The following is a 13,466-nucleotide window of genomic DNA, read 5'->3' on the forward strand; positions in this document are numbered from 1 at the left end:
CCCTCTCCGTCGGTCCCGACCGGCACGGGTGTGCGGTCGGAGGCTGCCGTCCGGGCCTACCGTACCCGGCTGTGTTTGTGTGACCTGGCCAAGCCCGTAACCCGATACAGGACCGGTATGTCAACGTGCACCGATGTGAAGGGGACGTGAGCGGGGTCACTTCTTGCTGTTGATGACCGCCTCCATCACGCTCTTCGCGATCGGGGCCGCCAGGCCGCCGCCGGAGATGTCGTCACGGTTGGCCTGGTCGTCCTCGATCACCACGGCGACGGCGACGGGCTTGCTGCCGTCGGGAAGCTTGGCGTACGAGATGAACCAGGCGTAGGGGTTCTCGCTGTTCTCCACGCCGTGCTGGGCGGTACCGGTCTTGCCACCCACGGTGATGCCGTTGATCTGGGCGTTCGTACCGGTGCCCTCCTTGACGACAGTCTCCATCATCGACTGGAGGATCTGGGCGTTGGCCGACGACAGCGGCTGGCTCATCTCCTCGGGCTCGGTCTGGGCGACGGTGTCGAGGTTCGACGACTGCAGCTTGTCGACCATGTACGGCTTCATCAGCTTGCCGTCGTTGGCGACCGCGGAGGCGACCATGGCCATCTGCAGCGGGGTCGCGGCGGTGTTGTACTGGCCGATCGAGGACAGCGCGGTCTGCGACTGGTTCATGCCGTCGGAGAAGACCGAGGCGCTGGAGCGGACCGGGGTGAACTGCTCGGCGTCGAAACCGAACTTCTTGGCCTCGGCGAGCATCTTGTCGTTGCCGAGGTCGGCGCCGATCTTGCCGAAGACGGTGTTGCAGGAGAACTTGAGCGCGTTCCGCATGGTCGCGTTCTTGCAGGGGATGTTGCCCTCGTTCTTCAGCTCGGTGGTGGTGCCGGGCATGACGTAGGGCAGCGGGGAGTCGGTGTTCTCGTCGGCCGTCTTGTAGAGCCCGTTCTCCAGGGCGGCGGCGGCCGTGACGACCTTGAACGTGGAGCCCGGCGGGTAGGTCTCGCGCAGCGCCCGGTTCAGCATCGGGTCGTTCGGGTTGTATTTCTTCTGCAGCTTCTTCCAGGACTGGGCGTCGGTGTCCGAGGCGCCGGCGAAGCTGGAGGGGTCGTACGACGGGTAGGAGGCGAGGGCCAGGATCTTGCCCGTGGAGGGCTCGAGCGCGACGACCGCGCCCTTGCCGCCCTGTGCCTTCAGACCGCTGTACGCGGCTTTCTGCGCGGCCGCGCTGAGGGTGGTGACGACGTTGCCGCCCTGCTTCTGCTTGCCCGTGATCATGTCGAGGGTGTTGCGGAAGAAGAGCCGGTCGTCGTTGCCGGTGAGGATGCCGTCCTCGACGGACTCCATCAGGTTGGCGCCGAAGGCCTGGGAGGCGAAGCCGGTGACCGGGGCCCACATGGGGCCGTTCTTGTACGTGCGCTTGTACTTCAGGTCGTTGAGCCCTGAGGAGTTGGTCGCCGTGGAGCCGGTGATCGGGTTGCCGTCGACGATGATGTCGCCGCGCGGGGTGGAGTAGCGGGCGATGGTGACCCGGCGGTTGGCGGTGTCCTCGCGCAGGGTGTCGGCCTTGACGTACTGGAGCCAGTTGTCGCGCAGCAGCAGGGTGAGGACGAGCAGGCCGCAGAAGATCGCGATTCGGCGCAGGGGCTTGTTCATGACGGGCGGACCACCTGGGTCATCTCGGCATCGGGGTTGCTGACGGGGGCGGGCGCCGGGCGCCGTGCGGTGTCGCTGATTCTGATGAGGATGCCGATGAGCGCCCAGTTGGCGATGACGGAGGAACCGCCGTACGCCAGGAACGGCATCGTCATACCGGTCAGCGGGATCAGGCCCATCACACCGCCCGCGACGACGAAGACCTGGAGGGCCATCGCGCCGGAGAGGCCGACGGCCAGCAGCTTGCCGAAGGGGTCGCGGGCGGCGAGGGCGGTGCGCACGCCGCGCTCCACGATCAGGCCGTAGATCAGCAGGATCGCCATGATGCCGGCCAGGCCGAGCTCCTCGCCGAAGGTGGCGAGGACGAAGTCGGAGTTGGCGGCGAACCGGATCAGGTCCGAGTGGCCCTGGCCGAGGCCGGTGCCGAGGGTGCCGCCGGAGCCGAAGGCCCACAGCGCCTGCATCGACTGCTCGGAGTGGCCGACCACGCCCTGCTGGCTCAGCTTGTACTCGTTCATCGGGCTGAGCCAGGCCTGGACACGCTGCTGGACGTGCGGTTCGAAGCTCGCGACACCGACGGCGCCGACCGCGGACATCAGCAGACCGAAGACGATCCAGCTGGTCCGCTCGGTGGCGACGTACAGCATGATGACGAACATGCCGAAGAACAGCAGCGAGGTGCCGAGGTCGGTCTCGAAGACCAGGATCAGGATCGAGATGAACCAGACGACCAGGATCGGGCCGAGGTCGCGGCCGCGGGGCAGGTAGAGGCCGATGAAGCGGCGGCTGGCCAGGGCGAGCGCGTCGCGCTTCACCATCAGGTAGCCGGCGAAGAAGATCGCCAGGACGATCTTGGCGAACTCACCGGGCTGGATGGAGAACCCGGCGACCGAGATCCAGATCTTCGCGCCGTAGATGTTGGCGCCGAGGCCCGGCACCAGCGGCAGCAGCAGCAGGGCCAGCGCGCCGACCATGGAGATGTACGTGTAGCGCTGCAGGACGCGGTGGTCCTTGAGGAAGATCAGCACCACGATGAACAGCGCGATGCCCATCGCGGTGTACATCAGCTGGCGGGGAGCCGCCGTGCCCGCCTGCTTGATGGACTGCAGCAGCTTGGACTGGTCGAGCCGCCAGATGACGACGAGCCCGAGGCCGTTGAGGAGCGTGGCCAGCGGCAGCAGCAGCGGGTCCGCGTACGGCGCGAACCGGCGTACGGCGAGGTGGGCGACGCCGGCGAGCAGCCCCAGGCCGAGACCGTAGCTGAGCAGGCCGGCCGGCACCTTGTCGTTGATGGCCAGGCCCACGTTGGCGTAGGCGAACACCGGGATGACGACGGCGAACACCAGCAGCGCCAGCTCGGTGTTGCGCCGGCTGGGTGCGCCGATGGCACCGATCGTGGACGTGTGATGCGTCGAGCTGTTGGTGGAACTACTCATCGTGTGACAGGGCCTCTCACGGCTTGCCTACTGCTTACCGCACAGCGAGACGACCTTCTGCTCATCCTCCGAGAGGGTGGGGCCGGGGCTGGGGGTCGCTGAGGGGGACGGGGACTGTGACGCCGTGGAGGACGCCGAGTTCGATGGGCTTGGCGATGCCTTGGACGTGAGAGAGGTCTTGGTGGTTCCCGTGGTGCCGCCGGCCTCGCCCTGGCCGGTCTTGGAGCCGGTCTTGGACTCGGCGGCGGTGCGCTCCGACTCCTTCTTGCAGGCGGAGGCCTGCACGGCCAGCTCCTGGACCTTCGACCGGGCGTCCCTGAGGCCGCCCTCGGCGATGGTCGCCTTGACCTGCTTCTGCTGGTACGGCGGCAGGTACTTGAGTTCGATCTCGGGGTGGTCCGTCTCCACCTTCGACAGCGAGACCCAGGCCAGGTCCTGGCTGATGCCCTGGTAGAGCGCGACGTGCTCGCCGTTGGCGCCGACGTAGTACTGCGTCTGCGTCCAGCGGTAGCCGCCGTACAGGCCCCCGCCGATCACGGCGAGGGCGAGCACGCTGAAGAAGGATCTCTTCAGCCACCTGCGGCCCTTGCGGGGCTTGACGAAGTCGTCGTCGGTGTAGCCGCCGAAGCTGTCGGTGGGGACGTAGCCGGTGGTGTCGCCGGAGCCGGGCGGGCCGAACTCGCCGCCCCCGCCGTGGCCCTGCCGGCCGAGGTTGGCGGCGCGGCCCGCCGGGGTCTGCATGTAGCCGTTGTCGTGCAGGTGGTGCTGGTTCTCGGCGACCGCGCCGACCACGACCGGGGTGTCGGAGAGCTGGGCCGCGAGGGTGTCACCGGTGTCCAGGTCGAGGACGTCCGCGATGATGACCGTGATGTTGTCGGGGCCGCCGCCGCGCAGCGCGAGCTGGATCAGCTCCTGCACGGTCTCCTGCGGGCCCTGGTAGCTGGCGAGGGTCTCCTCCAGGGTCTGGTGGGAGACGACCCCGGAGAGCCCGTCGGAGCAGATGAGATACCGGTCACCCGCGCGCACCTCGCGGATCGAGAGGTCCGGCTCGACGTGGTCGCCGCTGCCGAGCGCGCGCATCAGCAGCGAGCGCTGCGGGTGGGTGGTGGCCTCCTCCTCGGTGATCCGGCCCTCGTCGACGAGGCGCTGCACCCAGGTGTGGTCCTGGGTGATCTGCGTGAGCACGCCGTCCCGGAGCAGGTACGCGCGGGAGTCGCCGACGTGCACGAGACCGAGCCGCTGTCCGGTCCACAGCAGGGCGGTCAGGGTGGTCCCCATGCCCTCCAGCTGCGGGTCCTCCTCGACCATGGCGCGCAGCTGGTCGTTGGCGCGCTGCACGGCGTGGCCGAGGGAGGTGAGGATGTCGGAGCCGGGCACGTCGTCGTCGAGCGTGACCAGCGTGGAGATCACCTCGGAGGAGGCGACCTCGCCCGCGGCCTGGCCGCCCATGCCGTCGGCGATGGCGAGCAGGCGGGGACCGGCGTAACCGGAGTCCTCGTTGCCCTCCCGGATCATGCCTTTGTGCGATCCGGCGGCGAAGCGCAGTGACAGACTCATGCGCACCTCGCCCGTCGGCTCCGGGTACATCCGCACGGTGCCCACCCTCCGGTCGGGAGCGCGCCGGGGACCGGCGTCCGGTCCGCCGCTGCGTGCTCGCTCCGCTCGCGCCTATCCATGATGTAGCACTACTTCCGCAGCTCGATGACGGTTTTGCCGATGCGGATCGGCGCGCCCAGCGGGATCGGCGTGGGAGTCGTCAGCCGGGACCGGTCCAGGTAGGTGCCGTTGGTCGAGCCGAGGTCCTCGACGATCCACTGACCGTCGCGGTCCGGGTAGATCCTGGCATGACGGCTGGAGGCGTAGTCGTCGTCCAGCACGATCGTCGAGTCGTGGGCGCGGCCCAGGGTGATGGTCTGGCCCTGGAGCGCGACCGTCGTACCGGTGAGGGTGCCCTCGGAGACGACCAGCTTGGTGGGGGCGTTACGGCGCTGCCGGCCGCCGGCCGCGGGCTGCTGGCCACGCTGCTGCGGGGGCGCGGCCTGCTGCCGGGCGGCGGGCTGCTGCCGGCGGCCTTCTTCCCTACGCGATCCGCGCTGGGTGACGCGCGTACCGAACAGGTCGCTGCGGATGACCTGCACGGCCACGATCACGAACAGCCACAGTACGGCCAGGAAACCCAGCCGCATGACCGTGAGGGTCAGCTCTGACATTGCCCCCGCTTCACCCTTCGGCTTGCCGGTAAATGATGGTGGTGCTGCCCACGACGATCCGCGAGCCGTCGCGGAGCGTAGCGCGGGTGGTGTGCTGCCCGTCCACCACGATGCCGTTGGTGGACCCGAGATCCTGGATCGTCGAGGGCGAACCGGTCCGGATCTCGCAGTGCCGGCGGGAGACGCCGGGGTCGTCGATCCGCACGTCGGCCTCGGTGCTGCGGCCCAGCACGAGCGTCGCGCGGGAGATCTGATGGCGGGTGCCGTTGATCTCGATCCAGTAGCGAGTGCGGGCGCCGGGCGCCGGGGCGCCGACGGGACCCGAGGGCGGCCGCTGGGCGGCCGGCTGGGTCGGCTGCGGGTATCCGTAGCCGCCGGGGCGGGCGCCGGGCGGCGGTGCGCTCGGCATCGGCGGGGCGGCGGCGCTCTGCTGCGGGTAGCCGTAGCCGCCGGGGCGCTGCGGGGCGCCGCCCGCGGGGGCGCGCTCGGAGGCCTGCTGGTTGCTGGAGGAGGCCAGCGTGCGGCTGCGCACCCGGTACAGGCCGGTGTCGAGGTCGTCGGCCTTCTCCAGGTTGACCTTGATCGGCCCCATGAACGTGTAGCGCTGCTGCTTGGCGTAGTCGCGGACCATCCCGGCGAGCTCGTCGCCGAGCTGCCCGGAGTAGGGGCTGAGCCGCTCGAAGTCCGGCGCGCTCAGCTCCACGATGAAGTCGTTGGGTACGACGGTCCGGTCCCGGTTCCAGATGGTCGCGTTGTTGTCGCACTCGCGCTGCAGCGCGCCGGCGATCTCCACGGGCTGGACCTCGGACTTGAACACCTTCGCGAAGGTGCCGTTGACCAGACCTTCGAGACGCTGCTCGAACTTCTTCAGGACTCCCACAGGGCACCTCCTCTGTCGCCTTGCCCTTACTGCCTGCCGTTGCCGTTACCGCTCACTGATCGTATCTACGCGCCCGGCAATCAGCCGGTTCCCCCAGCGGCCCCCCTTCGAACTCTTCGGCGCGCTTCCCCGTGCTTCTCCTGCCCGGGATCGGCGCTCGTTCTGCCATGGATCGTAGAGGTGGCCCACGACCAGTGTCCCGCACCCGACTGTGGACCCGATCCGTCTCCTGGACAGATGGGCTGGACCGGTACGAGGTTGATACGTGGCCGCAGACTGCCCGGTACGTGGTCACCAGGTGAGCGCTGCCCCTGGATAAGGGATGTGAACCCACCCTGTCCCACGTGCTAGTGTTCTCGATGTCGGAAGGCGCCAACCCGAAGGAAACAACGGGGCTGAGACCGGAAGACACACCCAATGCGCGGGTGGCGGAATAGGCAGACGCGCTGGATTCAGGTTCCAGTGCCCGCAAGGGCGTGGGGGTTCAACTCCCCCCTCGCGCACAGAGAGATACCGATGAGACGGGTCTCCGCCGGTGACGGAAGTCACGGTGGAGGCCCGTTTCTGGTTGTCCCGTGCGCGCCGGTGGCGGTCCGTCGGCTGTGAGGCATCGCACGGCCTCGGCAGGCACGTGACGGTCGCACCCGTGAGCTATCTCACGGGCAGGTCCGGGGCGGGCCGAGGAGCGGCCCCGGGTACGGGCTCGGAGTCCGGGTGCGGCTCGGGGCCCGGGGCGGATCCCACCCCCGGTTGCGACCCGGTCGGGCCGGTCGCAGGCTGCCCCCATGGACTACAGGGCGGAAGCCGGCCTGCGGCCCATTCTGGTCACCGGTGCGGCGGGCAGCGTCGGGGCCGTCGGCAGGACGGTCGTCCAGGGGTTGCGGCGCCGGGGCCTCCCGGTCCGTGCTCTGGTGCACCGGGACGACGACCGTGCCCAGGCGCTGCGCGCGACGGGGGCCGAGGTCGTGGTCGGGGACCTGACGCGTGCCCGTGACGTCGCCGACGCCCTCGACGGCTGCGGGCGGATGTACTTCGGCATGGCCGTCTCGGCGGAGTACCTGTCGGCCGCGGTGACCACGGCCACGGTCGCGCGTGCCTACGGAGGGCTGGAGGTGTTCGTGAACATGTCGCAGCTGACCGTCTCCGAGATGGACGCCACCAGCGGCTCCGAGTCGCATCAGCACCGTCAGCAGTGGCTGGTCGAGCAGGTGCTCGGCTGGTCGGGCCTGCCCGTGGTCGAGGTCAGGCCCACCGTCTTCATGGAGAACCCGCTCTTCCTGACGCTGCTTTCGTCGGCCGCCGCGGACGGCACCCTCCGGTGGCCCTTCGGCAGCGCGAAGACCTCCCCGATCGCCGCCGGTGACGTCGCCGCGGTCGTCGAGGAGATCCTGGCCGATCCGGCCCGGCACATCGGCCGGACCTACGAGCTGACCGGTCCCCGGTCCCAGGACGCCGCCGCCCTGGCCGCGGAGATCTCCGACGCCCTGCACCGCACGGTCGGCTGCACCGAGGTCCCGCTGCAGGAATGGCTCGACCACGACCTCACAGCGCTGGGGCTGCCGGACCACGTCTTCCAGCACATCTCCACCATGGCCCGGCTGCACGCCGCCGGCCGCTACGACCGCCAGGCGGACGGCATGACCGAGGTCACCGGGCGGCCCGCCGCGGGAGTCGGCGATTTCGTCCGCGGCAACGCCGGGTCGTTCCGCCGCTGAAGCCGCTTGCGGTCCGGACCGCTGGGGACCCGCCGACGACGGCCGCGGCCCGGTGGGCCACCGCATCGACGGACCGGCGGGCGTCCCGCCGAGGGCGGCCGCGGCCCGGCAGACGTCGCGGTCGGGGCGGCTCACTCCGGTGTCCCCGCGAGCTTCGCCGACCCCCGCCGCAGGGCGGGCCACGCGGTGGCGACGGCGGCGGCCGCGGCGAGGAGCGCGCAGGCTCCGGCCGCCGCTCCCATGGCCGCCCACGGCAGCCGGAGTGTGGCCGGCGCCGACAGCAGGCGCAGGGCCCGCCACATTCCCGCCAGTTCGAGCACCGCGACGAGCAGCCCCAGCAGCGCCCCGACCGCGACCACCGCCAGCGCCTCGACGCCGGCCAGCCGCAGCACCTGCGCCCGGGTGGCCCCCGCGAGCCGCAGCGCGGCCCGTTCGCGCTCGCGGCCGGCGGTGGCCATCACCATGGTGTTGACCAGGGAGATCGCGGTGTACAGCAGCGCGAGACCGAGGACCAGGAGGAAGCCGAGCCGGGTGGTCCGGTCGGTCCGCGGGGAGGTGGCCGCGACCCACTGCTCCGCGGTGAGCACCCGTCCGCCGCCCGCCCGGACCGCCTCCCGCAGCCTGGTGGCGACCGCACCCGGGTCCGCGCCGTCCCGGAGGGCCACGTCGACCCGGTCGACGGCCGCGCCCGGGGCGTTGGCCGGGGTCACGTAAACGCCGTTGTCGCCGGTCCCGGTCCGCAGTACGGCCGCGATGCGCAACGTCTTCGAGGTGCCGTCGCCCAGCCACACCCGGACCCGCTGCCCGACGGCGTGCCGTTCCCACTCCTCGTTCACGATGATCGAGCGGTCGTCGAGGCCCGTGGTGCGGCCGGAGGCGAGCGGGAGACGGGAGGTGGCCGCCAGCGCGGCCGGGTCGGCGGCCCGGGCCTGGGACCTGGCCAGGGCGACCCCGTCCTCCAGCGTGTACACCGTGCTCGCCGAGGTCGCCGACACCTCGGTGCCCGGCACCGCGCGCACCGCGCGGAGCGTCGCCCGGTCGAACCCGGTGTCGTCGGGGGCCGTGAGGACGAAGGCCGCGGTGGTCCGGTCGCCGGTCTCGGCGGTGCGGGCCGCGTTCAGGGTCGCGGCGGCGCCGAGCAGCGAGCCGGTGAGGGCGACGGTCACGAGCACGGGCGCCGCGACGGCGGACGTGCGGCGCACCGCGGCGGCCGCGTGCTCGCGCACCAGCAGGCCGGTGGCGCCGGAGAGCCGGACCGGGGCCGAGGTGAGCAGCCGGACCAGCGGGCGGACCAGGACGGGCGAGAGCACGGCGACCGCCGTGATGAGCACCATCGGACCGCTCACATAGGTCTTGCGGTGCAGCAGGCCGCCGGGGTCGCCGAACAGCAGCGGTACGGCCGCCGCCGGCAACAGGCCCGCACCGCACAGCCACCGTCCCCACGTCATGGGCCTGCTGTCGATGTCCACCTCGCGCAACGCCTCCGTCGGCCCGGTCCGGCCCGCCTGCCAGGCCGCCGCGGCCGCGCCCAGCAGGGCGACGAACAGTCCGGTCGAGAAGGCCGCGCAGTACGGCCACGCGTGGTCGCCGATCCGGAACCAGCTCGGGGCGAGCCCGCCGTCGACGGTCCGGCGGGCGAGGCGCGGCGCCCCGTACCCGCCGAGCACGCAGCCCACCGCCGAGGCGGGCAACCCGACCACCAGCGCCTCGGCCAGCACCGACCTGCGGAGCTGCCCGGGTGTCGCCCCGGCGGTGCGCAGCAGGCCGAACTCGCGGCGGCGTCGGCCGACCGCGAAGGCGAAGGTGGACGCCACCACGAAGACCGACACGAAGGCGGAGACCCCGCCCGCAGTGCCGAACAGCGCGTTCAGCGCGGTCAGCGTGGCACGGTCGCGGTCCGGGTCCGGGTCGGCGAGACGGCGGCCGTCGCCGGTGAGGACCTGCACGCCCGGGAGGCCCCGCACCGCGCTCCGTACGGCCGCCGGACGCGCGGCGACGACCAACTGGACGCTGTGGGGCGCCAGTCGCGCCGCCCGCGCGTCGGTGTAGAAGACGGCGTGCTCGAAGCCGCGGTCGGCGACCGTGCCGACGACGGTGACGCTGCCGTGATCCGTGCGGAGGGTGCGGCCGGGCCGCGCCCAGGTCCCGGTGACGACGACCTCGCGGGCGGTGTGCGGCGTCCGGCCCGAGGCGATCCCGTACGGTGCGAAGGCGGCGACCGACCAGGGGTGCCCGACGAGATCGCCGGGCCCGTTCTCCGCGCGCACGGCGAAGGTGCGGTCGAAGGTGACCCTGCCGAGCCTCCTCAACTCGGCGACGGCGGCGGCGGGTACGGCACGCGGCTGGGCGAGCGGCTGGGTGCGGGTGCCGATCGAGGTCGGGACGCGCAGGGTGTCGGCTCCCCTGACGACGACCGGGGCGGCGGCGAACCGCTCCGGGACGCGTCGCGGCGCGTCCAGCGAGGAGGCGAGCGCCAGGCCCGTCACGGTGACCAGAGCCACGCCCAGTGCGAGGGCGACGAAGCTGCCGGCGAAGGTGACTAGGCGGGTGCGCAGCGCGTGCAGGGTGACGCTCAGCACGGCGGGACCGCCGGCTCGGACGACCTGGTTTCCGGCCTGCCGGGCCGGGGCTTCGGCTCGGAGGACCCGGTTTCCGTTTCGGGGGGTCGGGGATTCGGCCCGGACGGCCTGGTTTCCGGTTTGGGGGGCCGGGTCTCCGGTCCGGACGTCCGGGCCTCCAGCACGGTCAGGTGCGTGGCGATCTCGGCGGCCGGAGCGCCGGTCAGCTCGCCGCCGACCCGGCCGTCGACGAGGAAGACGACGCGATCGGCGTAGGAGGCGGCGACCGGATCGTGGGTGACCATGACGGTCGTCCGGCCCTCGTCGTCCACCATGGCGCGCAGCAGCGTCAGCACCGTGTGGCCGGCCCGCGAGTCCAGAGCGCCGGTCGGCTCGTCGCCGAACAGGACGTCGGGGCGGGTGATCAGGGCGCGGGCCAGTGCGACGCGCTGCTGCTGCCCGCCGGACAGCTCGCCCGGCCGGTGCCGGGCGCGGTCGGCGAGTCCGACCCGGTCGAGGACCTCGCGCACCCGGCCCCTCGGGGGACGGCGCCCCGCCAGCCGCAGCGGCAGCGCCACGTTCTGCTCGGCGGTGAGCGCGGGCAGCAGGTTGAACGCCTGGAAGACGAAGCCGACGCGCTCCCGGCGCAGCAGGGTCAGCTTCGTCTCGCTCAGCCCGGTCAGCTCGGTCCCGCCCAGCAGGACGGACCCGGAGGTCGGCCGGTCGAGGCCCGCCGCGCACTGCAGCAGGGTCGACTTGCCGGAGCCGGACGGCCCCATGACGGCGGTGAACGTTCCCCGCGGAAAGTCCAGGGAGACCTCGTCGAGCGCGGTGACGGCGCGGTCGCCGGAGCCGTGACGTCTGCTGACGGAGCGGAGGTTGATGGCGTCCATGGGGCCTCACATGTCGGTTCGGTCGAGGGCGGTGCGGCCACGAAACCGTCAACGGGCTGGGCGGCGCAGTGCGGCAGGACCGAGATCCGGGGTAGGGCCAGGCATACCCCTGCTCCGGTGGCTGGACGGATGGCCGCGCCTCCCGCCCGCCGCCTACCGTGACCGCATGCAGCCCCGTCCCCGCAGCGTCTGGCAGGCCATGGCCGGGCCCGGCTTCCTGATCTCCTCCTGGCCCTGGCGGGCCGCCTGTTACCTGCTGACCGGCGCGCTGACCGGAGCGGTACTCCTGGTGGGGCTGGTGGCCGCGGTCGCGGTCGGCGGCGTGCTCGCCCTCGTGCTCGTCGGTCTGCCGCTGCTGCTCCTGACGGCGCTCGCAGGCCTTCCGGTGGCCTCGCTGGAACGGCACCGGCTGCGCCTGGTCGACCGGGAACGGGTCTACGACCCCCATGTCCGGCCGTCCGCCCCGGGGCTGTGGGCGTGGCTCACGACCCGGTTGCGGGAGCGGGCGACCTGGCGCGAGCTGGGCCATGCGCTGTTGTTCGTGGGCCTGTTGTGGCCGGTGGACGCGCTTGCCGTGACGCTCGCGCTGTTCTGCCCGCTGTCGATGGCCGCCACCCCGTTGCTGCTGGCCGGCGGCGACGGCCGGGAAGCGAAGGTGCTGAAGGCGTGGACGGTCACCGGCTGGCCGGCCGCCTTCGGCATGGCGCTGGCCGGGGTGCTGCTGCTGGTCCTCGGTGGCTATGCGCTGGGTGTGACGGCCGGTGCGCGGGCCGGTCTCACCCGGATGCTGATCGCGCCGCGCGAGGCCGAGTTGGGGGACAGGGTCGTCGAACTGGCGCGGTCCCGGGCGCGGCTGGTGGACGCCTTCGAGGCGGAACGGCGGCGTATCGAGCGCGACCTGCACGACGGGGCCCAACAGCGCCTGGTCGCCCTGTCGGTGACCCTGGGCCTGGCCCGCCTGGACGCCCCGCCGGGACCGCTCGCCGACCAGCTCGCCAAGGCCCAGCGGGAGGCGGCCGACGCGCTCGCGGAACTGCGGGAGATCGTGCACGGGATCCATCCGAAGGTGCTGGCCGACCACGGCCTGGAGGCGGCGGTGGCGGATGCGGCGGATCGAACGGCCGTTCCGGTGGACGTGGGTTTCCGGCTGCCCGTGCGGCTGCCGGAGGCGGTCGAGGCGGCGGCGTACTTCGTGGTGCGCGAGGCGCTCGCCAACGTCGACCGGCACAGTGGCGCCGGCCGCGCCGAGGTGACCGGCGGGCACCGGCACGGCCGGCTGCACCTGGAGGTGCGTGACGACGGCCGCGGCGGCGCGGACGCCGGGGCGGGCAGCGGCCTCACCGGACTGGCGGACCGGGTGTCCGTCCTTGATGGCAGACTCTCCCTGTCCAGCCCGCCGGGCGGGCCGACCCTGCTGCGTGTGGAGTTGCCGTGCGAGCCGACCGACCTCTGCGCGTAGTCCTCGCCGAGGACGGCGTACTGCTGCGGGAGGGGGTCGCGGGACTGCTGGCCCGGTTCGGTCACGAGGTGGCCGCCGCGGTGGGGGACGCGGAGGCGCTGGTCGCGGCCGTCGAGGAGCACGCGCCCGACGTCGTCGTGACGGACGTTCGGATGCCGCCGGGCTTCCAGGACGAGGGGCTGCGTGCGGCGGTGCGGCTGCGCGCGGCCCGGCCGACGCTGCCGATCCTGGTCCTGAGCCAGTACGTGCAGCGCAGTTACGTCGCCGAACTCCTCGACTCCGGCGACGGGTCGGGCGTCGGGTACCTCCTCAAGGACCGGGTGGGGCAGGTGGCCGAGTTCGTCGCGGCGTTGGGGGAGGTGGCCGACGGGGGGACGGTGGTCGACCCCGAGGTGGTACGGCAACTGCTGCGCCGGCGCCGGGATCCGCTGGAGCGGCTGTCCCCGCGCGAGCGGGAGGTGCTCGCGCTGGTCGCCGAGGGGAAGTCGAACGGGGCGATCGCGAGCGAACTGGTGGTCTCGGAGGCGGCGGTGGGGAAGCACATCGGGGGGATCCTGACGAAGCTGGACCTGCCGCCGGCGGAGGATTCCCACCGGCGGGTGCTGGCTGTGCTGGCGTATCTGAGGGCGTGACGTCTCTGTCCCGGGTGTTGTGGGTCTGCGCTGGGGGCGTTC

10 protein-coding genes and 1 tRNA gene are annotated in these 13,466 nt (G+C 72.3%); 4 read left to right on the forward strand and 7 right to left on the reverse strand.

Features of this window, described 5'->3' with window-relative positions:
- Positions 1 to 156 precede the first annotated feature (156 nt).
- The 5 genes from AB0472_RS06320 to AB0472_RS06340 form a co-directional block, all read right to left on the reverse strand.
- A complete protein-coding gene (locus AB0472_RS06320) occupies positions 157 to 1,641 on the reverse strand; it encodes a penicillin-binding protein 2 (protein WP_366353852.1) in 1,485 nt (494 codons plus the stop codon).
- Entirely contained in the window at positions 1,638 to 3,077 is a 1,440-nt protein-coding gene (locus tag AB0472_RS06325; protein WP_366353854.1) for an FtsW/RodA/SpoVE family cell cycle protein, read from the reverse strand. The genes AB0472_RS06320 and AB0472_RS06325 overlap by 4 nt, the downstream gene beginning before the upstream one ends.
- A gap of 27 nt (positions 3,078 to 3,104) precedes the next feature.
- Positions 3,105 to 4,664 (reverse strand): Stp1/IreP family PP2C-type Ser/Thr phosphatase, encoded by a 1,560-nt coding sequence (locus AB0472_RS06330; RefSeq protein WP_366354067.1) that lies wholly within the window; start codon positions 4,662 to 4,664, stop codon positions 3,105 to 3,107.
- A 98-nt stretch (positions 4,665 to 4,762) separates the two neighbouring features.
- A complete protein-coding gene (locus AB0472_RS06335; RefSeq protein ID WP_093500760.1) occupies positions 4,763 to 5,287 on the reverse strand; it encodes an FHA domain-containing protein in 525 nt (174 codons plus the stop codon).
- Positions 5,288 to 5,297: 10 nt separating this feature from the next.
- Positions 5,298 to 6,167: a DUF3662 and FHA domain-containing protein gene (locus AB0472_RS06340; protein ID WP_366353856.1), complete on the reverse strand. Its 870-nt coding sequence runs from the start codon at positions 6,165 to 6,167 to the stop codon at positions 5,298 to 5,300.
- 419 nt (positions 6,168 to 6,586) lie between these two features.
- Between AB0472_RS06340 and AB0472_RS06345 the strand changes: the two genes are divergently transcribed.
- Positions 6,587 to 6,670: transfer RNA gene (locus tag AB0472_RS06345), tRNA-Leu, on the forward strand.
- A 282-nt stretch (positions 6,671 to 6,952) separates the two neighbouring features.
- Positions 6,953 to 7,882 (forward strand): NAD(P)H-binding protein, encoded by a 930-nt coding sequence (locus AB0472_RS06350; RefSeq protein ID WP_366353858.1) that lies wholly within the window; start codon positions 6,953 to 6,955, stop codon positions 7,880 to 7,882.
- A gap of 131 nt (positions 7,883 to 8,013) precedes the next feature.
- Here AB0472_RS06350 and AB0472_RS06355 read toward each other — a convergent pair whose 3' ends face one another.
- Both AB0472_RS06355 and AB0472_RS06360 read right to left on the reverse strand, forming a co-directional pair.
- Positions 8,014 to 10,461 (reverse strand): ABC transporter permease, encoded by a 2,448-nt coding sequence (locus AB0472_RS06355; protein ID WP_366353859.1) that lies wholly within the window; start codon positions 10,459 to 10,461, stop codon positions 8,014 to 8,016.
- Positions 10,455 to 11,333, reverse strand: coding sequence for an ATP-binding cassette domain-containing protein (locus AB0472_RS06360; protein ID WP_366353861.1), 879 nt, complete (start codon positions 11,331 to 11,333; stop codon positions 10,455 to 10,457). Before AB0472_RS06360 ends, AB0472_RS06355 begins: the two co-directional genes overlap by 7 nt.
- Positions 11,334 to 11,532: 199 nt before the next feature.
- On the opposite strand from AB0472_RS06360, the gene AB0472_RS06365 reads away from it, so the two are divergent.
- Positions 11,533 to 12,792: a sensor domain-containing protein gene (locus tag AB0472_RS06365; RefSeq protein ID WP_366354069.1), complete on the forward strand. Its 1,260-nt coding sequence runs from the start codon at positions 11,533 to 11,535 to the stop codon at positions 12,790 to 12,792.
- Positions 12,765 to 13,424, forward strand: a complete 660-nt coding sequence (locus AB0472_RS06370; protein ID WP_366353863.1) for a response regulator transcription factor — start codon at positions 12,765 to 12,767, stop codon at positions 13,422 to 13,424. The genes AB0472_RS06365 and AB0472_RS06370 overlap by 28 nt, the downstream gene beginning before the upstream one ends.
- Positions 13,425 to 13,466: the final 42 nt, after the last annotated feature.

It is taken from the genome of Streptomyces sp. NPDC086777 (genome assembly GCF_040702065.1).
Lineage (GTDB): Bacteria > Actinomycetota > Actinomycetes > Streptomycetales > Streptomycetaceae > Streptomyces.

What these genes read in the sequence shown, in the direction of transcription:
- AB0472_RS06320 (WP_366353852.1), bottom strand. Translation starts at nt 1,641, where the DNA reads ATGAACAAGCCCCTGCGCCGAATCGCGATCTTCTGCGGCCTGCTCGTC.
- AB0472_RS06325 (WP_366353854.1), bottom strand. Translation starts at nt 3,077, where the DNA reads ATGAGTAGTTCCACCAACAGCTCGACGCATCACACGTCCACGATCGGT.
- AB0472_RS06330 (WP_366354067.1), bottom strand. Translation starts at nt 4,664, where the DNA reads ATGTACCCGGAGCCGACGGGCGAGGTGCGCATGAGTCTGTCACTGCGC.
- AB0472_RS06335 (WP_093500760.1), bottom strand. Translation starts at nt 5,287, where the DNA reads ATGTCAGAGCTGACCCTCACGGTCATGCGGCTGGGTTTCCTGGCCGTA.
- AB0472_RS06350 (WP_366353858.1), top strand. Translation starts at nt 6,953, where the DNA reads ATGGACTACAGGGCGGAAGCCGGCCTGCGGCCCATTCTGGTCACCGGT.
- AB0472_RS06360 (WP_366353861.1), bottom strand. Translation starts at nt 11,333, where the DNA reads ATGGACGCCATCAACCTCCGCTCCGTCAGCAGACGTCACGGCTCCGGC.
- AB0472_RS06365 (WP_366354069.1), top strand. Translation starts at nt 11,533, where the DNA reads ATGGCCGGGCCCGGCTTCCTGATCTCCTCCTGGCCCTGGCGGGCCGCC.